We start from the raw sequence: 22,938 nt of genomic DNA on the forward strand, positions 1-22,938 counted from the left end.
TTCTTCCCTATATATATAAATAAGGTATAGTATTCACCTATAATTGGCAAACGACAATGGACGAGGACATCAAAAACAAGGAAACAGCCGACAATGAATTGATTAACGGAGCCTTCCAACACTTGTTGAATACGTATTTGGCATCACGTCACCGCAAGAAAGTGGACATCATCACGAAGGCTTTCAACTTTGCAAGACAAGCACATAAAGGTGTCCGCCGACTGTCGGGGGAACCCTATATCATGCACCCTATCGCCGTAGCACAAATCGCATGCGAAGAAGTGGGACTCGGTTCTACAAGTATATGTGCTGCATTGCTGCATGATGTGGTGGAAGATACAGACTACACCACCGAAGATATAGAAAACATCTTCGGCTCGAAGATTGCACAAATTGTTGATGGACTGACAAAAATCAGTGGAGGTATATTCGGTGAACAGGCTTCGGCACAAGCTGAAAACTTCAAGAAACTCTTGCTCACTATGAGCAATGACATCCGGGTCATACTCATCAAAATATGCGACCGACTGCACAATATGCGCACACTGCAGTCGCAACCTGCCAACAAACAATACAAGATTGCAGGAGAAACACTGTATATCTACGCACCATTGGCGAACCGTTTGGGACTGAACAAAATCAAATCGGAACTGGAAAATCTGAGTTTCCAGTATGAACATCCCGACGAATACAATAGCATCAAGGCTAAACTCGCATCTACAGAAGCATCACGCCGAGAACTCTTCGACCAGTTTACAGCTCCTATCGAAGAGGCACTCAAGAAGATGGGTATCAAGTATGAAATCAAAGAACGCGTCAAAACACCATATTCCATCTGGAATAAGATGCAGAATAAACATGTGACCTTCGACGAAATCTACGACATACTGGCAGTGCGCATCATCTTCACACCTGAGAAACGTGAGGAGGAGGTCAACGAATGTTTCAACATCTATGTTGCTATCTCTAAGATATACAAGTCGCACCCAGACCGATTGCGCGACTGGCTCAACCACCCAAAGGCCAACGGATACCAAGCACTCCATGTCACCCTGATGTCAAAACAAGGACGATGGATTGAGGTGCAGATTCGCTCCGACCGTATGGACGAAATTGCAGAACAGGGATTTGCCGCACACTGGAAATACAAAGAGGGCGAAGAGAACGAATACACTGAAGATGAGAGCGAACTCAATGAATGGTTGCGTACCATCAAGGAAATTCTTGACGACCCGCAACCCGATGCTATGGATTTCCTCGATGCTATCAAACTCAATCTCTTCGCATCGGAAATCTTTGTGTTTACACCGAAAGGCGAAATCAAAACGATGCCTGCAGGATGTACAGCACTCGACTTTGCATTCAGCATACACACCTTCTTGGGCTCTCACTGCATTGGCGCAAAGGTAAATCATAAACTGGTACCGCTGAGCCATAAACTCAACAGTGGTGACCAAGTGGAGATTCTGACATCGAAATCACAACACGTACAACCTTCGTGGATCAACTTTGTATCTACCGCCAAGGCAAGAGCTAAGATACAAGCCATACTCAGACGTGACGGCAGAGAGATGCAGAAACAAGGCGAAGAAATACTCAATGCCTTCCTGACCAAGAACGAGATAGAGAATACCGCTGCTACCATTGATAAACTCGCTGCGTTCCATGAAGTGAAAAACCGCGAGGAACTGCTTCAAGCACTGGGAGAGAAGACTATTCTGCTGGGAGAAAAAGACCTCGACGAACTGCACGGCAAGAACAATCCAAGCACTATAAAAGGTTGGCGACGACTCGTACCGTTCCTCGGACGTAGCAAGCAACAGAAGAAAGAGGATACCACACAACAGGAATTCTTTGTGGTTCCAGAAAACTTCAACCGCAAGAAACCAATCTATATCACCGACGACAATATCGGACAATATAAGTTCCGACATTGCTGCCACCCCATTCCTGGTGACGATATCCTGGGATTCATCGACAACAAGCACCGTATCGAAATACATAAGCGTGCCTGTCCTGTGGCTGCTAAGCTCAAGACCAGCTATGGCAACCGCATACTCGATGCCAAATGGGATATGCACAAGAAACTGTTCTTCGACGCATGCATCCGCATACAAGGTATCGACCGTGTCGGTATCGTTATGGATATCACAAGCATCATATCCTCACAACTCAATGTCAATATCCATAAATTCTCTATTACCAGCGAGGAAGGTCTCTTCGACGGATCTATCGAACTGCGCGTCCACGACAGAGAAGATGCCAAGATTATCATGGATAAACTCAAGAAGATTGAGGACGTCAAAGACGTGTCACAGATTATGTGATCGTCGGTATGGACTATAACTGAACATCAAACTGCTATACAACATGAAAAAACTAATCTGCATGATTTATGCCTTATGTGCCGTAGTCGGTATGGAGGCCAAAGAGAATTTTGACAACCCAGACACCATCGTAGTGGCACGTGATGGTACAGGACGCTTCCGCAATGTGGCAGAAGCTATCGAGGTGTGCCGCGCCTTTATGGACTATCACAAAGTGATTTATGTCAAAAAGGGCATCTATAAAGAGAAGCTCACCGTTCCACAGTGGCTCACCAATATAGAAATATGTGGAGAAGACCGAGACAATACCATCATCACATGGGATGACCATGCCAACATATATCTACCAGAAATCGGTAAAGGCATGGGAACTTTCCGTACCTATACCTTGCGCATAGGAGGTAGTCATATCACTTTGAAGAACATTACCATCGAGAACAATTCTGCACGACTCGGACAGGCTGTAGCCCTACATACAGAAGGTGACTGCCTGCTTTTTGTCAACTGCCGATTCTTGGGACATCAAGACACCATCTATACAGGTAATGCCAGCACACGCCTCTATTTTTCCGGATGCTATATAGAAGGTACTACCGACTTTATCTTCGGTCCTTCAACAGCATGGTTTGAAAACTGCGACATCTACTGCAAAGCTAATTCATATATCACAGCGGCTTCAACGCCAAAAGAAGTGACCTACGGTTACATCTTCAACAACTGTCGCATCACTACAGCACCCGATGTAACAAAAGTATATCTCGGACGTCCTTGGAGAGACTATGGCTATACACTCTTCATGAACTGCCAGTTACCTCAACAGATACGTCCAGAGGGTTGGCATCATTGGCGCGAAGAGGCTAAACAGACCGCACGTTACATGGAATACAACAACCAAGGTGAAGGTGCTGCCACCGGCAAGCGTGCCACATGGAGCAAACAACTCACCAAGAAGGAAGCACAGAAAATCACAGTGGCTAATGTCTTTGCTCGCAACGACAACTGGACACCCCTACCCTAAAGCTAACGGAGGGATAGTGTGACAGAGTCCGAGCTTTTCCGTCATAATCATTACTATCAATATCAATTACTTATCAAAAAAACTATGACTATGCACAACGTGTTTTCAGCGGCTTGCCGCTTGTTCATGGCCTTGTTCTTAATGGCCATGCCTCTGTCATCACGTGCTGAAACACCGTTATGGTTGCGTTTCTGCGCCCTGTCACCAGACGGACAGACCATCGCCTTTTCCTATAAAGGCGACATTTTTACAGTGGGAATTAATGGTGGCAATGCCCGTCAGCTAACGACCAACAGTGCCTATGATGCTTATCCGGTATGGAGTCCTGACGGAACAAACATTGCCTTTGCCTCTGCACGCGAAGGTAGTCTCGATGTCTATATCATGCCGGCTACCGGCGGAACGCCTACCCGACTCACCACACATAGTGGCAATGAGATTCCATTGGTATTTAGCGATGCACAACACGTACTCTTTAGTGCCAATATGATGCCTGCCGTTTTGTCGAGCCAACTCGCCAGCAGCATCTTCCCTCAGGTTTATGAGGTCAGTACTACTGGCGGACGTCCACGACTCTACTCCACCATCACCATGGAACAGCCAAGCATCAATGCCAATGGCGATGTGCTCTATCATGACGTGAAAGGATATGAAGACCCATTCCGCAAACACCATGTGTCGGCTATTACTCGCGACATCTGGTTGCTCAGCAAAGGACAATACACCAAGCTGACTTCCTTCCGTGGCGAAGACCGCAATCCGGTATGGGCTCCCGATGGTCGTTCATTCTATTATCTGAGTGAGAAAGACGGCACTTTCAACGTATGGAAGCGCAATACCGATGGCAGTGGCGAACAGCAACTGACCCATCATACCAAGAACCCCGTACGATTCCTTACTGCTGACAAGAAGGGCACTTTGTGCTATGCTTATGACGGCGAAATCTATGTCATGCAGAACGGACAGGAACGTAAGGTCAATATCAATATCACAACCGACAACAACGACCGTAGCGTAGTGCGCAGAATACTACATTCTGGTGCAACAGAGATTTGTCTTTCTCCCAACAACAAGGAGATTGCCTTCATTCTCCATGGCGATGTCTATGTAACAGCCATCGACTACAGCACTACTCGTCAGATTACAGATACTCCAGAACAGGAGCGCGACCTCTCGTTCTCACCTGATGGACGCAGCATTGCTTATTCTTCTGAGCGCAATGGAGTATGGCAGATCTACCGCACTACACTGACAGAGAAATCAGAGTCACAGTTTGCCTATAGCAGCAATCTGACAGAAGAACGTCTCACCGACGGACAACATATTTCACAACAGCCAAAGTACAGTCCCGATGGTAAACAACTGGCATTCTTCGAAGACCGTGGCGACCTGCGTGTACTCGACATCGCCAGTCGTTCGGTACGCACCGTGCTCGATGGAAAATATCAGTGCAGCTATACCGATGGCGACCTATGGTTTGAATGGAGTCCCGATAGCCGTTGGTTGTTGGCAAGCTATATTGGCAACGGTGGATGGCATAGTCCCGATGTAGCACTGGTTGATGCTTCAGGTCAGAAACCCGTATTCAACCTGACCAACAGCGGTTATAGCGACGACAATGCTCGGTGGGCATTGGGTGGTAAAGCTATCATCTACCAGAGCGACCGTGCCGGTTATAGAAGTCATGGCAGTTGGGGAGCTGAAAGCGATGAATACATCATGTTCCTCGACCAAGAAGCCTACGAGCGCTTCCTAATGAGCAAAGAGGAGAAGGAAATCTACGATAAGAAGCAGGCAGAAGCTCGCAAGGCAAACAACAGCCAGAGCAAATCTGCAAAAGCAAACAGCAAAAACAACAAGAATAGCAAAACCGACAAGGGCACTCAAAAGCCTGCCGTCAAACCATTGGTATTCGACCTTGACAACTGTCAGGACCGTATCATCCGTCTCACCGTCAACTCAAGTCATCTGGGCGACGCCATACTCAGTCCTAAGGGTGACACGCTCTATTATCAGTCACGCTTCGAAGACGGTTACGACCTCTGGTGTCATAACCTCCTTGAAGAAAAGACCGAACTGGTGATGAAGAATGTGGGCTATGGCAATATGCAGGCTGACGCTTCATTCAAGCACATCTATCTGTTGTCAAGAGGCATCAAGAAACTCGACCTTGCGAAAAACAAGAAAGAGACTGTCGAGTTTGATGCAGCATCCAACTATCGTGGCTATGAAGAACGCCAATATCTGTTCGACCACACTTGGAGACAAGTCAAAGAGAAATTCTACGATCCCGAACTGCATGGTGTTGACTGGGAAGGCTATCGTGACATCTATGCACGTTTTCTCCCACATATCAACAACAACTACGACTTCCGTGATATGTTGAGCGAGATGCTCGGTGAACTCAATGGTTCACATACTGGTGCACGTTACCGCACTGCTGGTGCCACATTGAAGACTGCAAGTCTCGGAGTGTTCATCGACCAGCAATATGACGGCGACGGACTGCGCATCGAAGAAGTCATCAAACGCAGCCCATTAGCACTTCATGGTTCTGAAGTAAAGGCAGGATGCATCATCGAGAGCATCGATGGTCATGAAATCAAAGCAGGTGCCGACTACTTCTGGATGCTCGATGGCAAAGCAGGAAAGTCTGTCCGCCTCAGCATCTACAATCCCCGTAACGGACAGCGTAAGACCATCAATGTGAAAGCGATTAGCCAAGGCCAACTCCAGACTCTACTCTACAAACGTTGGGTAGAACACAACGAACACTTGGTAGATAGCATTTCCGGTGGACAGGTTGCTTACGTGCATGTAGAATCTATGGACAGCGAAAACTTCCGTAAGGTATATAGCAAATTGCTCAACGACAAGAACCGCAACCGCAAGGCTGTAGTTGTTGACGAGCGCCACAATGGTGGAGGTTGGCTTCACGACGACCTCTGCACCTTGCTCAGCGGAAAACTCTATCACAACTTCGTACCACGTGGCAAATATGTGGGACGTGACCCACTCAACAAATGGGTAGCTCCCTCTTGCATCTTGATGGATGAAGACTGCTATAGTAACGGTTCGGGATTCCCTTGGGTATATCGCGAACTGGGCATTGGCAAACTCATCGGTACACCTGTGGCAGGTACAGCTACCAGTGTATGGTGGGAAACCCAGATGGACCCCACCCTCGTTTTCGGTATTCCGCAGATTGGCAAGAAGGATATGCGTGGCAACTATATGGAAAACCAAGAACTCTTGCCCGACATCGAGGTTTACAACACCCCCGAAGATTTCATCAACGGTCGCGACCCACAGTTGGAAACTGCTGTTCGTGAGATGATGCGTCAAGCAGGATTGTAGGATTCCATCCACAAATACCTATAAATATATTACGCCCCTACTCCTCTATGGATTGGGGCGTTTTTCAATTTCAACCGGTCATAATCATATTGAGTTCACCCCATTCGACCATTAGGGCTCAATCTATAGATTTACTGAACTTTCGCATGTGGGGAAGTTAAGGGAAGTTAGGGAAGTTAGAGAGAAGTTAAGGGACAAATGTCCTACGTCTTACGGCAAAAGGCTATTGTCTCTTAACTTCCCGAACGACCGTAGGGAGTGATAACTTCTTTAACTTCAATCAATTCCCTCAGTTGCGAAACTTGAATAGATTTGTATTCAAACAAAAAGAATTGTTCATGAGGATTTATATTCAAACAAAAGGACCATCTCAAACAAGATAGTCCATTTGTTTTTTCAGTGCTTGCAATTCCGTTCGGATATCAATCAACCTGCTTAATACATCAGTTTTGTTGGCAGTACCTCGTTTGTTGGAATTGAGAATTTTCTTGGCTGCAGCAATCTTAAAACCGCGCACCTTCACCAGATTATGTATTGTGCGCAACAGATCGATGTCACTTTGCTGATACTGTCGTATCTTTGCCGGTCCCGAAGTTTTTGGTTTGAGCGTAGGAAATTCAGTTTCCCAGTAGCGCAATGTGCTTTCGTTAACGTCAAACATAGCCGCCACTTCGCGGATAGAATAATACATCTTCAGATTCTTGTTCAAGTTGAGTGCCATAATCGTATCGGTTTATTTCTTTGCAAAGATACGATTAAGTGAGCGAAAAACCAAATTTATTTGAGGTTTTCCGAACGTGAGTATCTTCGCAACTATGTTGCAGAGATACGATTAAGTGAGCAAAATCCAAAAGAAAAACACGTTTTTCTTTTAGATTATCGAACGTGAGTATCTAAGAGGCAACGCCTCAAAGATACGATTAAGTGAGCGAAAAACCAAATTTATTTGAGGTTTTCCGAACGTGAGTATCTTCGCAACTATGTTGCAGAGATACGATTAAGTGAACAAAAAATCAAATTTCCATGCCATTCTAATATTATGATATGCTCCTAAAATATGTAAAAAAGCGGCACACGGTTTTAACCAATCTTTGCAAACTAACACTTTTTTGTTAATTCCATGTTTTATCTTACGATTTCATGCTTTTACCGTTGATTTTCTACCTTATTCGTGGAATTTTTCATGCTTTATATGAAAAACATCATATAATATTTGGCAATTAGAACAATTTACTGTACTTTTGCACCATGTTAATTTGTGAAAAGAACTTAAATAGGAACAAAAATAGTTATTCACGATCACACAACGCTTGTCATTCGAGACAACACAAAATAGTTATTCAGAGTATAATTTAGTGATATGTTTAATTTTTAATCAAAATGAGAGTTTTTATGGAAAAGAAACTGCTTATCTTGTTGGTCAATATCTTCCTTCTATGTGGAGGAGTGTTGGCACAGACAAAAGTAACAGGTACCGTAGTATCTCAGGAAGACGGTGAACCAATCATCGGTGCTTCGATCATTATTCAGGGCCAGCGCTCAGGAACAGTGACCGATGCTGATGGTAAGTTCAGTCTTTCAGTACCTGCAGGTAAAAAGATTAGTGTCAGTTACATTGGTATGGAAACACAGACACTGGCTCCTAAAGCCAAGATGTCTATCAGCCTTCGCCCCAGTGCAGAGCTGGAAGAAGTGGTTGTAACTGGTATGCAGAAGACCGACCGTCGTCTGTTTACTGGTGCTACCGACCGTGTGAATGCCGAGGATGCCATTCTTAATGGTATCGCCGATATCTCGCGTTCACTGGAAGGTCGTTCTGCTGGTGTATCTGTACAGAACGTCAGTGGTACCTTCGGTACAGCACCAAAGATTCGTGTACGTGGTGCCACCTCTATCTACGGTTCCTCAAAGCCACTGTGGGTAGTTGACGGTGTTATCATGGAAGACGTAACCGACATTGACTCTGATGCATTGTCATCAGGTGACCCAGAAACCCTTATTTCTTCAGCCATTGCTGGTTTGAACTCAGATGATATCGAGTCGTTCCAGATTCTGAAAGACGGTTCTGCCACCTCTATTTATGGTGCACGTGCCATGGCCGGTGTGATTGTAGTAACCACCAAGAAAGGTAAGGCAGGTACAGCACACATCAACTATACTGGTGAATTCACCATGCGTTTGAAACCTACCTATGGTAACTTCAACATTCTGAACTCTCAGGATCAGATGGGTATCTATCGTGAGTTGTACGATAAAGGATGGTTGAACCTCAGCAACACACTGAATGGTAGCGACTATGGTGTATATGGTAAGATGTATGAGTTGATCAACACCTACAATCCATCAACCGGCGCTTTCGCTTTGGCTAATACTACAGAGGCCAAGAATGCCTATTTGGCAAATGCAGAGTTCCGCAACACCGACTGGTTTGACGAGCTTTTCTCTACCAGCATCCAGCAGAACCACTCTGTCAGCATGAGCGGTGGTACAGCCAAGTCAAACTACTATGCTTCAGTCAGTGCCATGACCGACCCAGGATGGTACAAGCAGTCAAAGGTTGACCGCTACACCTTGAACATGAACGTGAACCACAAGATTCTCGACAACCTGTCACTGAACATCATCGGTAGCGGTAGTTACCGTAGTCAGCGCGCTCCTGGTACTCTGAGTCAGGACGTCGATGTTGTATCAGGTAATGTAAAGCGTGACTTCGATATCAACCCATACTCTTATGCGTTGAACACTTCACGTGCACTCGATCCCGACACCTATTATCATAGTAACTATGCAGCTTTCAACATTCTGCACGAATTGGAAACCAACTTCATCGATGTCAACTTCCTCGATGCTAAGTTCCAGGCAGAGTTGAAATACAAGCCCATCAAGGATTTGGAGATTGCTGTACTTGGTGCTTTGAAATACACCACCACTTCACAGGAATATAAGATTCTCGACAACTCAAACCAGGCAGAGGCTTATCGCGCTATGGACAACACCATCATCCGCGATGCCAACAAGTACCTCTATACTGATAAAGACGTACTATACTCTCTCCCTATTTCTGTACTGCCCGAAGGTGGTATGTACAAGCGCACCGACAACCGCATGCGCGACTACAACTTCCGTGCAACAGCCAACTACGTACATACCTTTGCCGACATCCACTACGTAAACCTGTTCGGTGGTATGGAGACAACCGAAATCCAGCGTTCAAGATCATGGTTCAACGGTTGGGGTATGCAGTATGCTAAGGGTGAAATTCCTTACTACACCTATCAGTTCTTCAAGAAGAGTTTGGAAGAGAACACCGACTACTATTCACTTTCAAACACCAACTCACGTTCGGCAGCCTTCTTCGCCAACGCCACCTATGGTTACGACAACCGTTATGTGTTGAACGGAACCGTTCGTTATGAAGGTTCAAATGCCATGGGTAAGAGCCGTTCTGCTCGTTGGACACCGACTTGGAACATTGCAGGTTCATGGAATGTTGACCAGGAGAAATTCTTCAAAGCATGGGAGCCAACCATTTCCCACTTGAAACTGAAGGCCAGCTACTCTCTGACCGCCACACCTCCTCCCACATCTTATACAAGTTCAACCAACGTATTCAAGGCTTTCAACCCCTACCGCATCTTCACCAGCGATAAGGAAACTGGTATCCAGCTTTCAGACCTTGAGAACAGCGAATTGACTTATGAGAAGAAGAACGAGTTCAACTTCGGTGTTGAAGCAGGTTTCTTAAACGACCGCATCAACGTATCGTTTGATATCTATACTCGTAAGAACTATGATGAAATCGGTCCTGTTGCCACACAGGGTATCGGTGGTCAGATTATCCGCTGGGCCAACGCAGCCGACATGAAATCACATGGTGAGGAACTCTCTATTTCTTCTACCAACATCAAGTTGAAGGACTTCAGCTGGATCACCTCTTTGGTTTATTCACACACCAAGACCAAAATTACCAATTTGGCAAGCCAGGACCGTGTGATTGATATGATCACCAACTTCGGTGGACGCCGCGTAGGTTATCCCGTACGTTCACTGTTCTCTATCCCCTTCGCAGGACTTGATGAAAACGGTCTTCCTACTTTCTACAACGAAGCAGGAGAAATCACCACCGACAACATCAACTTCCAGGAGCGCGACAAGGTTGATTACCTGAAGTATGAAGGTCCTACCGATCCTACCGTACAGGGTTCTTTGGGCAACCTCTTCAAATATAAAGGTTTCACCCTGAACCTCTTCATCACCTACTCATTTGGTAATGTAGTTCGCCTCGATCCTGTATTCTCAGCCACTTATAACGACCTGAGTTCTATGACCAAGGAGTTCAAAAACCGCTGGATGGTTCCTGGCGACGAGAAGAAGACCAACGTACCTGTCATCTTGAGTTATGCACAGTACACCAACAACAAACAGTTGCGTTATGGTTACAATGCCTACAACTACTCAGATGTACGCATCGCCAAGGGTGACTTCATCCGCATGAAGGAAATCTCTCTGCAGTATGATTTCCCCAAGAATTGGATTAAGCCTCTGACCAACCTCTCTCTGAAGTTGCAGGCCACCAACCTCTTCCTCATCTATGCCGACAAGAAGTTGAACGGTCAGGATCCTGAGTTCTTCCGCTCTGGTGGTGTATCAGCTCCTGTGCCCAAGCAGTTCACTGCAACTCTTAAAGTTGGCTTCTAATCAAGGTAATGGAATAACGAAACAAACAAAAGAACAACAATATGAAAAAATACATAGGATTTTCAATCATTGCACTGGGCCTTACCTTGACATCGTGTGACGATTGGCTCGACAAGTTACCCGACAACCGTATGGAGCTTCAGACTCCAAGCGATGTCAGCAATCTATTGGTAAGTGCTTACCCCAGCTCACACCCTGCCTATCTGCTGGAGATGTATTCAGACAATACCGATGAATGTGTCAACCCTTCATGGTCAGAAGCATCACGTTTTCAGGCTCAGGCTTACAACTGGGAAGACATCACTGAAACAGGTGAAGATGAATCACCTCAGGAACTTTGGAACCGTCATTACCTCGCCATTGCTTCTGCCAATGCTGCCATTGACCTGATTGAGGGAAAGGGCAGCCCAGCAGAATATAACGAACAGTTGGGTGAAGCCCTGCTCTGCCGTGCTTATGCCATGTTCCAGCTCTCTACCGTATTCTGTAAGGCTTACAACCCAGCCACTGCTTCAACAGATTTGGGTCTGCCTTATCCTACACATCCAGAAAAGGTAGTAGGAACAGTATATACTCGTGGCACTATGGAGGATCTCTATGGTCAGATTGATAAGGATTTGCAGCGTGGTCTTCCTTTGGTTAGCAGCAACTACAGCAAACCTAAGTTCCACTTCAATACCGAAGCCGCCAAAGCATTTGCCGCTCGTTTCTACCTTTACAAGGGCGACTTCGCCAAGGCCATCACCTATGCAACAGAAGTATTGGGCGCCGATCCTACTGCCAAAGCTCGCGATTGGGATGCCTACGCAGCTCTTAACATGAACCAACAGATTCGTCCTGAGGCTTGGGTATCTGCCGACGAGAAGTGTAACTTCCTGCTCCAGACCGTATATTCAGAATGGGGAGCCATCTCTGGTCCTTACAGATTCGGTGACAAATACGCACACAGCTACCGCATCACCTACGATGAGGATATCGCCTCTAAGGGTCCGTTCGGCGCAGCCAACTCTACTTTCAAACAGCGTGTATGGAGTAACACAGCATTGGCAAAACTGTTCCATCGCAAGGTGCCCTATGAGTTTGAATACACCGACCTTCAGGCTGGTATCGGATTTGCCCATGCTGAGTATGCCGTATTCACCACTGAGCAACTTCTGTTAGAGCGCGCCGAGGCTTATGCGCTGAGTGGCGAACTGCAGAAAGCCGTTGATGACTACAACACCATCATGAAGATTTATCAGAAATATCCGAAGACCTTCACCTTGAAGCAAATCGTTGACTTCTACAATGGTGTTAACTATTACACTCCAAAGAAAGCCACCGTTAAGAAGCACTTCGTAAAACCCGTCTATACCATCGATGCCGAGGGTTCAGACCAGGAAGCACTGCTTCAGGCCATTCTTCACTTGCGTCGTATCATGGAAGTCGGCGAAGGATACCGTATGCAGGACGTGAAACGTTATGGTATTGTGATTTACCGTCGCCAGACCAACACAAGTTACACTATCTCTGCTGTAACCGACTCACTCACTGTTGACGATCCACGTCGTGCCATCCAGCTGCCTCAGGATGTAATCACCTCTGGTTTGGAGCCTAACGACCGTATTACTGTGAAAGACCAGGGCGGTAACATTATGCAGGACTCTGGTTTTATCTACGAGATTAAAAAGTAACGACACACTAAATCAAGAACACAATGAAAAAGATATATTTCATCCTGTTTGCCGTTGTTGCAGCACTCAGCTTCACGGCATGTTCAGACGGTGACCAGCCTTCCGGCAACAGCATCTTTGTGAACGACGAAGCCAAGCCCGATGCCTTTGAGCAGTGGTTGCTGGAAAACTTCACCTATCCTTACAACGTAGAGGTGCTCTACCGCATGAAGGATACCGAGATTGACCACAAATACACACTGACCCCAGCAGACTCTGCCAAGTGTGCTAAGCTGGCAATGATTGTGAAATACCTTTGGTATGACGCATACGCTGAGGTAGCAGGTCCTGACTTCGTGAAGGCCAACACCCCACGTGTACTGCAGTTCATCGGTTCACTTGCCATTGAAAACAACGGAACCGTTGTGATGGGTACTGCCGAGGGCGGTTACAAAATTACCCTCTACAATGTGAACAACCTGGGTTCTGCAATCAAGCTTGACGACTATGATGCACTGAACCAGTGGTACTTCACCACCCTGCACCATGAGTTCCAGCACATTCTGAACCAGAAGAAGCCATACGATACTTCGTTTGACCTCATCTCAGAAGGTAACTATGTCAGCGGTGACTGGTATCAGTACAACACCGACATACAGGCACTGCCACTCGGTTTCATCCGCAACTATGCGATGAGTGAACCTGCTGAAGACTATGCAGAGCTCTACTCACAGTATCTGACCAACAATGATGCGCTATGGAATTCCAAGATGGAGAAAGCCGGCGAAAACGGAGAGGCCATCATCGAACAGAAACTGGCTCACATCCGCACCTATATGCGCCAGAACTGGAACATCGACCTTGAAGAGTTGCGTGCCGTAGTTCAGCGTCGTGCTGTGGAATACAAGAAACTTGATTTCGAACACTTAAAGTAAAGACAACGCTATGAAGAAAATATTTTTCTATATCATGTTTGCCGTAGCAGGACTGTCACTTCAGTCTTGTCTGCACGATGACGACGAGATTTTCGACAAGTCGGCTGCAGAGCGTATCAACGAAGCAGTTGCCAATGCCAAGGAAGTGTTGACCAGCTCACAGGAAGGTTGGGTCATGCACTACTATGCTGGTCGGGAATATGCTTATGGCGGTTTGAACCTTGCCATGAAGTTTACCGACGGTAAGGTACAGATGTACAACGAAACTGCACAAAACTCTGACGGTTCCTACAAGTCAGTAGTTTCTACTTATAAGATTACGCGCGACCAGGGTCCTGTACTCGCTTTCGATACCTACAATGATCTGCTCCATATCTATGGTGACCCCGCTGGAAGCGGCGCTCCAACAGATGTTGACGGATGGGAAGCCGACTATGAGTTTGTCATCATGAACATCAGCGAGGATCAGAACACCATTACCCTCAAAGGTAAGAAGTTCAACAACACCATCGTTCTTGAGCGTCTGACCCGTCCCGTAGCTGAATACTTCGATGCTGCATCTAAGATGGCTGAGAGTCTGACCAACACAGGTATTCTTGCCTATACTGTTGGCGACAAAAGGGCTAAGTTCTATCCTGGTTCAAGCGAATACTCAGTGAAATATGTAGATGATAAGGGCGAAGTAGCCTCACTGACTGTCCCCTTCACATCTACCGACAAGGGTGTTCTCTTCAGCGAACCTATCGAACTCTTTGGCGATACACTCAAAGGCATCAACGCAAAAGATACTGCTACCGTCAACGATGTACTGACAGCCAACACCATCGTAGTCTCCAACGACGAGTCGAAGACCTTTAGCTTATCAAATGATCTGAGCGATATCTTCCAGAGAGGCAACTGGTATCTTGCTCTGAGCAATATAGGTGAAGTAGCTGGTCCTGGTTTGCAGTCATTCATTGATGGTTGTATGGAGAGCGAAGGTGAAGACGTGAACTACTGCTACATCGGAACCTATAAAGGAAACTATGGTTTCTATTTCCTCAGCGGAGGTACATACTACGGTGTTGCAGCATTCGCTGTTGATGCTCCAATAAACGAACCAGATGTCATCACCTTCGATCTCAACGGTTACGTAGGTTACAGTATATACTATGCGCTCCACTGTAACTTCGAAGATGCTTACACACCATTCCTCTCTACTTTCAAGCTGAGTACTGACGATGTTAACAATCCTACCGTAATGACATTGACTGACCAGAACAATGCGAAGAATGTCATCAAACTGGTGAAGGACCCTGTGCTCTATCCGGGAAAGCATTAATATTAAATCACATAATATAGACTTATAAGCGTATGAAAAAGATATATAGTCTGATCGTCTTTGCCATAGGAAGCCTCACGCTGGCTTCCTGCGGCGACGACGACTTCACAGAGAAAGTCAACACCATTCAGGTGGAAAAATCGGAAACGACTATTCCTGCCGCTGGCGGTTCGGTAGATATTACCCTCACTGGCGAAGGACTGACAGTTGTTTCGGCTGCTGACTGGCTCACCGCCACTATCAACGGCAACGTGCTGACTGCAAGTGCAACAGCCAACCCTACCCGCGAGTCACGTGCCTCACACATTGATGTAAAGGCTGCCAACGGTGACACCTATCTGGTAAGTATCGTACAGACTGGCGGTATGCTCGCACTGGAAAGCAATGAACTCGCAGCCACCGACCTCGACGCTTCTTACAACGTAGCTATCGAAAAGTCTGTCGGTTCAGTTACGGTAAAGAGCCTGTCCGACTGGGTTAAGGCTTCGGTTAACGCAAAGAGCGATTCTATCAAGGTTGAAGTTGCATCAAACGACTATGACGTTGCCCGTCAGGGTAAGATCTTGGTGACCAGCGGTGTACTGGAAGATACCCTCTTCGTAAACCAGGCTGCCATGAAGTTCAGCCTCTCCACCAATGTTGCCAGCATACTGAGCAACGCTGCCGGCAGCAAGACTGTTACCGTTTCCCACAGCAAACCTGTCACCGTGGAGAGCAAGGCTGACTGGATTACCGCCAGCATCACCGGCAATGTGATCAAGGTTTCGGTTGCTGCCAACGCTACTAAGCGCCGTGTAGGTGAGGTTGCCGTGAAGTCAGGTAAATCAGAGAAGACACTCTATGTGAGCCAGCTCGACTTTGCCGATCAGTTCTCAGGAACATACAATTTCCTGTTCTACGACGTAAATCAGAAAGGATGGTACTATCTTCCTGCCGATGTCACCGATAAGGGTATCAGCATCAAACCATTCAAAAACTTCGGTGCCTATACTATTCCTCTGACCGTCAACAAGACTGCCAGGACTGTGCAAACAGCCAACTGCGGTACCTATCTGGGAGAATGGAGTGCCGAAGGAACAACTCTCTACCTGTATCTGGCATGGGGTAACTTCTTCGGAGGAGACGTTAAGAAATGGTCAACTGCTACAGTTACCAACGTAGCATCGACGGGTACTGTTTATGCAGAAAAGCTGAATTCAGGTGATGTAGTAACCATCATCAACTGGGCTGGTAACTGGACCTACAATAACGTCACTTACGAGATCGACACTTGGTTGTTCCAGACCATGAGTGCTAAAGCATTTACCACTGCCAACAATCGTGGTTCTCTGCTTTCATTCTCCAAGCCTTACTTGATAAGTAATCCTGAGGGCGCCACTGCCAAGTATGCGAATAAGAATGGTTGTGCCATTCAGCTGCCTAACGGCGAGTATGCACGTCCTGCAGTATTGAAGAATATTCTAAGACCACTGAAATAAATGGATAGAATATAAACACCTAACAAAACACACTCTCACTATGATTGGTGGACGGGAGATGCCGACGAGGCATGTGCCCGTCCACTTTTTTTGTTTTTATTCATCCTTTGCATTTGAAGGAAACAACTTTGTTTCCTTGTCTATCAAATGGCTGTTTTGAACCCATATCATACAAAGCGGGACACTCCTACTACCTTTAGGAATGTCCCGCTTTGAATTTACTCCAAAGACCGATCAGGTTTTGTCAATCCTTCAAACAGCCTATTGGCACTACATACACCCCGTCTTGCGGACGCTGAAAGGCATATTGCCCCACTCCTGTCAGCACCATCTTAAACGAAGGTATTTTCATCTTTGTCGTATCAATCTTGTCTGCAAGAGCAGTAAGGGTCTTCGCACCCTCTTCTATCAACTTGTCGCCACCAAGCTTTATCTCTACCAATCCATACTTTCCATTACGCAAATGGATGACAGCATCACACTCCAAACCATTTTTATCTCTATAATGAAATACTGTGCCGCCAATGGCATCGGCATAGACACGCAGATCTCTGACACACAATGTCTCAAAGATCAAACCAAATGTATTCAAGTCATTCACCAAATCGTTGGGGCCAAGACCTAATGCAGCAGTAGCTATCGAAGGGTCTGTGAAATACTTGGTATCGGATGTACGAATAGCAGCCTTACTTCGCAGATTAGGATTCCACGCAACAGAATCTTCTATCACAAAAATTTTCTTCAAGGCCTTCAGATATGAATAGATGGTATTCTCACTGATCTCAGAACTTTCATTACTTATAATATCAGCCAATATAGTTCCTGCAGTAGCCTGACTGCCTTGGTTCCGTGCATACGATCGCATAATCCGTCGTGCCAATTCACTGTCGCGATTGGCATCATCGACACGAGAAATATCAAAGCTTGTAACAGCCTCAAAATATTCGATTGCCTGCTGGAGTGCTGCCTTTTCTGTCTTCTTATTCAGTGCCTTTGGCCAACCGCCACGACATGTAAGATAAGCCAAACGCTCTAAATCTATCTGATTGATGCCTTCCACAAAATAATCTTCCGCATCGTTGGCAAACAGTCTTGCAAGACTTACCTCACCAGTAGAGTCACCAGACTCCCAAAGACTCATGGTACGAAGTTTGAGCCAAGCAAAACGTCCTGTACCAGTATGAAATATCTCATCGAAGTTTGGAGGCACAGCAGACCCTGTCAGTATAAACTGCCCATCTTCATCACGCTGATCCACTTCATTTCTCACCGCATCCCAAAACCTTGGTGCTATCTGCCATTCGTCAATAAGTCGTGGAGTGTCGCCACGGAGCAACAGTTTGATATTGGTTTCTGCCATGGCCATATTCTGTTGTAGGGTGTCGGGATCAGACATAGACAATATACTGTTAGCTTGCTGAGATGCTAATGTCGTCTTACCGCAATACTTGGGTCCTTCGATAAGCACTGCACCCATCGCTTCCAACTTTTCTGCTAATATTTTGTCTGCAATTCTCGCCTTATATTCTTTCATTTTTATAGCTTTTATATATTCTGATGCAAATATACGATATTTAATTGTATATCAGCACCATATAATCGTTAAATCTTGTTATTTTACCTCCATATTGTGGCAGTTGGCGCATTTTCGTTGTGGCAGTTGGCGCATTTTCGTTGTGGCAGTTGGCGCATTTTCATTGTGGCAGTTGGCGCATTTTCGTTGTGGCAGTTGGCGGAAATCTATAGGAGCGGAGAGAGATAAAGACCTTATTATTTCTCGCACACATACGCGCACACGTGCGCATACAGGCACACGCGATGTCGAAAAAATCGACCACTCGACCACCAATACCGCTTAACCGACAGAGAAACAGTGACTTAATGGGTGTTCGATGACTTTATCCTGACGCGTTTCGACCACCATTCGACCACCAACTGACCAACAACCGACCATCATAATGCTTTTGCAACAAGAGACAAATGCTGTGACATAGAGGATTTTCATGGCAAACAACGTGACTATTGCGTGACTGCAAGGCAGGTCACAGACCCGTCGCGCCGCATTGTTGCTTGGTTTTCGGAGTTGACATAACTTTGCAGCGTGTTCTTCCAACCGATGGAGGGACAACGTCTAAGAAAACAACAAACCATTAATTCCAAAAGCAACAATGATGACCTCAACACTTCAAATCCAAATGGACAACGCCCGCACTTTCATCCATCACAACTATCAGCGCATGCCCAGTCTCCACCGCTTGGCTCTTCTCGTAGGCACCAACGAATGTACGCTGAAGAAATGTTTCAAGCAGTCGTTTGGCACTACCGTGTTCGGCTACCTGTTTAATCTGCGCATGGAAATGGCTGTGCAACTGCTGTGCAATACCGACGAACCCGTTTCCACCATCGGCTATCATCTGGGTTACGAGCACCAAAGCCACTTCTGCACTGCCTTCAAGCGCAAATATGGCGTATCGCCATCGCTGTTTCGTGACCAGCAAAACAAGGCCGTTGCAAGTGCATGACAGTCAAAAGGATAGTGCGCTGTTTTGCAAATTCATTGAATTTGGTCAGCAATCTCATTGAATTTGGTCAGCAAATTCAATGAATTTACTCGGCAATTTCAATGATTTTGCCCTACTGTCACGATGATTTTCGTGCACTAAAGAACTGCTTCACGTCTCAAACGAAAGTTGCTCTTCTCAGCAAATCAATTTGTTTTGCCGAGCAAATCAATTTACTTTGCAAAGGAAATCAATTTGTTTTCCTGAGCAAATCAATTTACTTTGCATTCGCATCTGCTGCATGTTTATATGAAACATCTGTTTCTCAACATATTATACCGACGACCGCAACACCGTCAACAATAGTCCGCAAACAAGAAGACAATCATGGCTTTTCCGCGGACAAACGAGGGGGATATCTGCCATTGTTGAAAATTTCCACACCAGTAACCTTAATTAACACGAAAAAATGAACGTGCGTAACTGTTAATTATATATAATTTTGTATTGCACCAACTTTCAGTTGGAGAAAAATTCCGTAATTTTGCATAATATATAACCATGTGGCTCATAGCCATGTGGCATCGGTAGGCAAAGGCTTCAACCTGTGCAAGGCCATACAACGGGGAATTTGCCCATTGAACCGATGGCAAGTTATAAGACAACGATGAAGAATATATAATAACAAAACATAACCAATGCCTCCATCCGCCACTATGTGGCAGATGGGGGATAAACTTTGTAGAAAAGACAATGATGACAGCGAACGAAATCAGAGAGTCGTACAAGAAATTCTTCGAACAACACGGACATACCATCGTGCCATCGGCTCCGATGGTCATCAAGGATGACCCCACACTGATGTTCACCAATGCTGGAATGAACCAGTGGAAAGACATTATCCTGGGCACAAGAGAGCCCGAACCACGCCGCCGTGCCGATACTCAGAAGTGTCTGCGCGTCAGCGGAAAGCATAACGACCTTGAGGAAGTGGGTCACGACACCTACCACCACACCATGTTTGAAATGCTTGGCAACTGGTCGTTTGGCGACTATTTCAAAGAAGGCGCTATCGATATGGCATGGGAATACCTTGTCAGTGTGCTCAAACTGAATCCAGAAGACCTCTACGTGACCGTGTTTGAAGGTTCACCTGAGGAGAATATCCCACGCGACGAAGAAGCAGCAAAATACTGGGCGAAGCATGTGCCAGAAGACCATATCATCAATGGTAATAAGCACGACAACTTCTGGGAGATGGGCGATACGGGACCATGTGGTCCATGCTCGGAAATCCACGTTGACTCGCGAACTCCAGAACAGAAAGCTGCCAGTGGAAAAACTGGTCGCGAACTGGTCAATCAGGATGATCCACAGGTGATTGAAATATGGAACCTCGTGTTCATGCAGTTCAACCGCAAGGCTGACGGCTCACTCGAAAAGCTCTCCATGAACGTGATCGATACGGGTATGGGCTTTGAGCGACTGGTGCGCATGATGCAGGGCAAGCACTCTAACTACGATACCGACGTGTTCCAGCCCATCATCAAGGCAGAGCAAGACCTGACAGGACTGAAATATTTCACCTTTGAGGAAGAGACTGCCAACCCCATCAGCAAGGAGCAGAACGAAATCAACATCGCCATGCGCGTCTGTGCAGACCATCTGCGCGCCGTGGCATTCTCTATAGCCGACGGTCAACTGCCCTCCAATGCAAAGGCAGGATATGTCATCCGCCGCATCCTGCGCCGTGCCGTGCGCTATGCATACACCTTCCTGGGACAGAAAGAGGGATTCATCTACAAGCTCGTGCCTACACTGGTGCACGAAATGGGTGACGCTTTCCCCGAACTGAAAGCCCAGCAACAACTCATCACCAAGGTGATCAAGGAGGAGGAAGACTCTTTCCTGCGCACACTGGAAAAGGGCATCTCGATGATTGGCGATGCTATGGAGAAACTCAAGGCTGAGGGTAAAAACCAATTGGATGGCGTTCAGGCATTCCGACTGTTCGACACCTACGGATTCCCACTCGACCTCACCGAACTGATTTGCCGCGAACACGGATTCTCGGTGGATGAGGAACAGTTTAACGCTGAAATGCAGAAACAGAAAGATCGTGCACGCAACGCTGCCGCTGTGGAAAACTCCGACTGGACCGAACTCATGGCTGGCGAACAGCAGTTTGTGGGCTACGACTATACCGAATACAACTGTCATATCCTGCGCTACCGCAAGGTGACACAGAAGAAGAACGAATTCTATGAACTCGTGCTCGACTACACTCCTTTCTACGGAGAGATGGGTGGACAGGTAGGTGACTGCGGTGTACTCGTCAACGAGGCTGAAACCATCGAAATCATCGATACCAAGCGCGAAAACAACCAGAGCATCCATATCGTGAAGCAGTTGCCTAAGGATCCCACTGCCGAATTTATGGCTTGTGTAGATACCGACAAGCGCGACGCTTCTGCTGCCAACCATACGGCAACCCACTTGCTCGACTATGCCCTCCGCCAGGTATTGGGCGACCATGTAGAGCAGAAGGGATCGTATGTCAGCGCCGATACCCTGCGCTTCGACTTCTCTCACTTCCAGAAAGTGACCGATGAAGAACTGCGTCAGGTGGAGCGTATCGTCAACGACATGATTCGTCAGGACATCCATATCGATGAGCATCGCGACGTTCCGTTCGAGGAAGCCAAGCAACTGGGTGCCATCGCCCTCTTCGGCGAGAAGTATGGCGACAAGGTTCGCGTAGTGCGCTTCGGTCCTTCATGCGAGTTCTGCGGTGGTATCCACGCCACTTCAACAGGTCGCATCGGCTTCTTCAAGATACTGACCGAGAGCAGCGTGGCTGCCGGCATCCGTCGTATCGAGGCTAAGACTGGTAAGGACTGCGAGGAAATGCTCTATCAGTTGGAAGACACACTGAAGGCTGTACGTGCATTCTTCAACAATGCAAAGGATCTGCAGGGTGTCATCAAGAAGTATATTGATGAGCACGACACCATGAAGAAGGATATCGAGCAGTTTAAGGCACAAGCCGTAGAGCGCACCAAAGACAAACTCGTGGAGAAGGCTCAGGTGCTCAACGGAGTGACGCTCATCAAGGCTGTATTGCCTCTCGACGCTCAGTCTGCCAAAGACTTGGTATTCAAGATTCGTGAAGCCGTTCCCTCACATCTGCTTTGTGTCATTGGTACCATCAGTGCCGACAAACCCATGCTGAGCATCATGATGAGCGACGATATGGTGAAGGAGCAGGGTCTCCACGCTGGACAGATGATTCGCGAAGCTGCCAAACTCATACAGGGTGGCGGTGGCGGCCAGCCTCACTTCGCTTCTGCCGGTGGTAAGAATACCGACGGTCTGAATGCTGCTATCGACAAGGTTGTGGAATTGGCAAAACTCTAACTGCCTGTTTCCAGCCACATCATAAAGCGACGCGCCGCGAGTAGTTGACTCACGGCGCGTCGCTCGTTGTTATATCCCATGTATTGCACGAATGAAATTCACACAGCAATTCTGAAGCATCGAAGGCAAAGGACAACGGGCTGAAAGCCCAATGGTTTCCTTAGCCCAGGGCAACGCCCTGCGGACACAATGCACATTCCTAACCTACGTCCTGTAAGGACAAAAGTAGAAACC

The 22,938-nt window shown here is 46.7% G+C and carries 12 protein-coding genes; 10 read left to right on the forward strand and 2 right to left on the reverse strand.

Going from position 1 to position 22,938, the window contains the following annotated elements; translation table 11 throughout:
- The first annotated feature begins 56 nt into the window (after positions 1-56).
- From CIK96_RS07450 to CIK96_RS07460, 3 genes are all read left to right on the forward strand, one after another.
- On the forward strand, positions 57-2,327 hold the full coding sequence (locus CIK96_RS07450) for a bifunctional (p)ppGpp synthetase/guanosine-3',5'-bis(diphosphate) 3'-pyrophosphohydrolase (protein WP_094440190.1): 2,271 nt from the start codon (positions 57-59) through the stop codon (positions 2,325-2,327).
- Positions 2,328-2,370: 43 nt separating this feature from the next.
- A complete protein-coding gene (locus CIK96_RS07455) occupies positions 2,371-3,345 on the forward strand; it encodes a pectinesterase family protein (RefSeq protein ID WP_094440191.1) in 975 nt (324 codons plus the stop codon).
- Positions 3,346-3,429: 84 nt separating this feature from the next.
- A complete protein-coding gene (locus tag CIK96_RS07460; protein ID WP_254047095.1) occupies positions 3,430-6,702 on the forward strand; it encodes a S41 family peptidase in 3,273 nt (1,090 codons plus the stop codon).
- Positions 6,703-7,072: 370 nt separating this feature from the next.
- Here the strand turns inward: CIK96_RS07460 and CIK96_RS07465 are convergent, their stop codons facing one another.
- Positions 7,073-7,423, reverse strand: coding sequence for a MerR family transcriptional regulator (locus tag CIK96_RS07465; protein WP_094434214.1), 351 nt, complete (start codon positions 7,421-7,423; stop codon positions 7,073-7,075).
- A gap of 671 nt (positions 7,424-8,094) precedes the next feature.
- Between CIK96_RS07465 and CIK96_RS07470 the strand changes: the two genes are divergently transcribed.
- Genes CIK96_RS07470 through CIK96_RS07490 form a run of 5 tightly spaced genes read left to right on the forward strand, consistent with a single transcriptional unit; the run spans position 8,095 to position 16,786 of the window.
- Positions 8,095-11,400: a SusC/RagA family TonB-linked outer membrane protein gene (locus CIK96_RS07470; RefSeq protein WP_094440193.1), complete on the forward strand. Its 3,306-nt coding sequence runs from the start codon at positions 8,095-8,097 to the stop codon at positions 11,398-11,400.
- Between the two features lie 41 nt (positions 11,401-11,441).
- Positions 11,442-13,073 (forward strand): RagB/SusD family nutrient uptake outer membrane protein, encoded by a 1,632-nt coding sequence (locus CIK96_RS07475; protein ID WP_094440194.1) that lies wholly within the window; start codon positions 11,442-11,444, stop codon positions 13,071-13,073.
- A 23-nt stretch (positions 13,074-13,096) separates the two neighbouring features.
- Positions 13,097-13,987: a putative zinc-binding metallopeptidase gene (locus CIK96_RS07480; protein WP_094390541.1), complete on the forward strand. Its 891-nt coding sequence runs from the start codon at positions 13,097-13,099 to the stop codon at positions 13,985-13,987.
- 10 nt (positions 13,988-13,997) lie between these two features.
- A complete protein-coding gene (locus tag CIK96_RS07485; RefSeq protein WP_094440195.1) occupies positions 13,998-15,308 on the forward strand; it encodes a DUF4302 domain-containing protein in 1,311 nt (436 codons plus the stop codon).
- 32 nt (positions 15,309-15,340) lie between these two features.
- A complete protein-coding gene (locus CIK96_RS07490) occupies positions 15,341-16,786 on the forward strand; it encodes a BACON domain-containing protein (RefSeq protein WP_094440196.1) in 1,446 nt (481 codons plus the stop codon).
- Positions 16,787-17,030: 244 nt separating this feature from the next.
- Here the strand turns inward: CIK96_RS07490 and CIK96_RS07495 are convergent, their stop codons facing one another.
- Positions 17,031-18,320 (reverse strand): ATP-binding protein, encoded by a 1,290-nt coding sequence (locus CIK96_RS07495; protein WP_094390544.1) that lies wholly within the window; start codon positions 18,318-18,320, stop codon positions 17,031-17,033.
- Positions 18,321-18,954: 634 nt separating this feature from the next.
- Between CIK96_RS07495 and CIK96_RS07500 the strand changes: the two genes are divergently transcribed.
- Positions 18,955-19,308: a helix-turn-helix transcriptional regulator gene (locus tag CIK96_RS07500; protein ID WP_094434224.1), complete on the forward strand. Its 354-nt coding sequence runs from the start codon at positions 18,955-18,957 to the stop codon at positions 19,306-19,308.
- Positions 19,309-20,040: 732 nt separating this feature from the next.
- Positions 20,041-22,704 carry an alanine--tRNA ligase gene (alaS, locus tag CIK96_RS07505; protein ID WP_094440197.1) on the forward strand — a complete coding sequence of 888 codons (2,664 nt, stop codon included), beginning with the start codon at positions 20,041-20,043 and terminating at the stop codon, positions 22,702-22,704.
- The last annotated feature ends 234 nt before the right edge of the window (positions 22,705-22,938 follow it).

Origin of the sequence: Prevotella sp. P4-98 (genome assembly GCF_002251405.1) — a bacterium.
Taxonomy (GTDB): Bacteria; Bacteroidota; Bacteroidia; order Bacteroidales; family Bacteroidaceae; genus Prevotella.

Coding starts and splice junctions, on each gene's coding strand:
- CIK96_RS07475 (WP_094440194.1), top strand. CDS start 11,442: ATGAAAAAATACATAGGATTTTCAATCATTGCACTGGGCCTTACCTTG.
- CIK96_RS07470 (WP_094440193.1), top strand. CDS start 8,095: ATGGAAAAGAAACTGCTTATCTTGTTGGTCAATATCTTCCTTCTATGT.
- CIK96_RS07460 (WP_254047095.1), top strand. CDS start 3,430: ATGACTATGCACAACGTGTTTTCAGCGGCTTGCCGCTTGTTCATGGCC.
- CIK96_RS07500 (WP_094434224.1), top strand. CDS start 18,955: ATGATGACCTCAACACTTCAAATCCAAATGGACAACGCCCGCACTTTC.
- CIK96_RS07490 (WP_094440196.1), top strand. CDS start 15,341: ATGAAAAAGATATATAGTCTGATCGTCTTTGCCATAGGAAGCCTCACG.
- CIK96_RS07480 (WP_094390541.1), top strand. CDS start 13,097: ATGAAAAAGATATATTTCATCCTGTTTGCCGTTGTTGCAGCACTCAGC.
- CIK96_RS07495 (WP_094390544.1), bottom strand. CDS start 18,320: ATGAAAGAATATAAGGCGAGAATTGCAGACAAAATATTAGCAGAAAAG.
- CIK96_RS07485 (WP_094440195.1), top strand. CDS start 13,998: ATGAAGAAAATATTTTTCTATATCATGTTTGCCGTAGCAGGACTGTCA.
- CIK96_RS07450 (WP_094440190.1), top strand. CDS start 57: ATGGACGAGGACATCAAAAACAAGGAAACAGCCGACAATGAATTGATT.
- CIK96_RS07455 (WP_094440191.1), top strand. CDS start 2,371: ATGAAAAAACTAATCTGCATGATTTATGCCTTATGTGCCGTAGTCGGT.
- CIK96_RS07465 (WP_094434214.1), bottom strand. CDS start 7,423: ATGGCACTCAACTTGAACAAGAATCTGAAGATGTATTATTCTATCCGC.
- alaS (WP_094440197.1), top strand. CDS start 20,041: ATGATGACAGCGAACGAAATCAGAGAGTCGTACAAGAAATTCTTCGAA.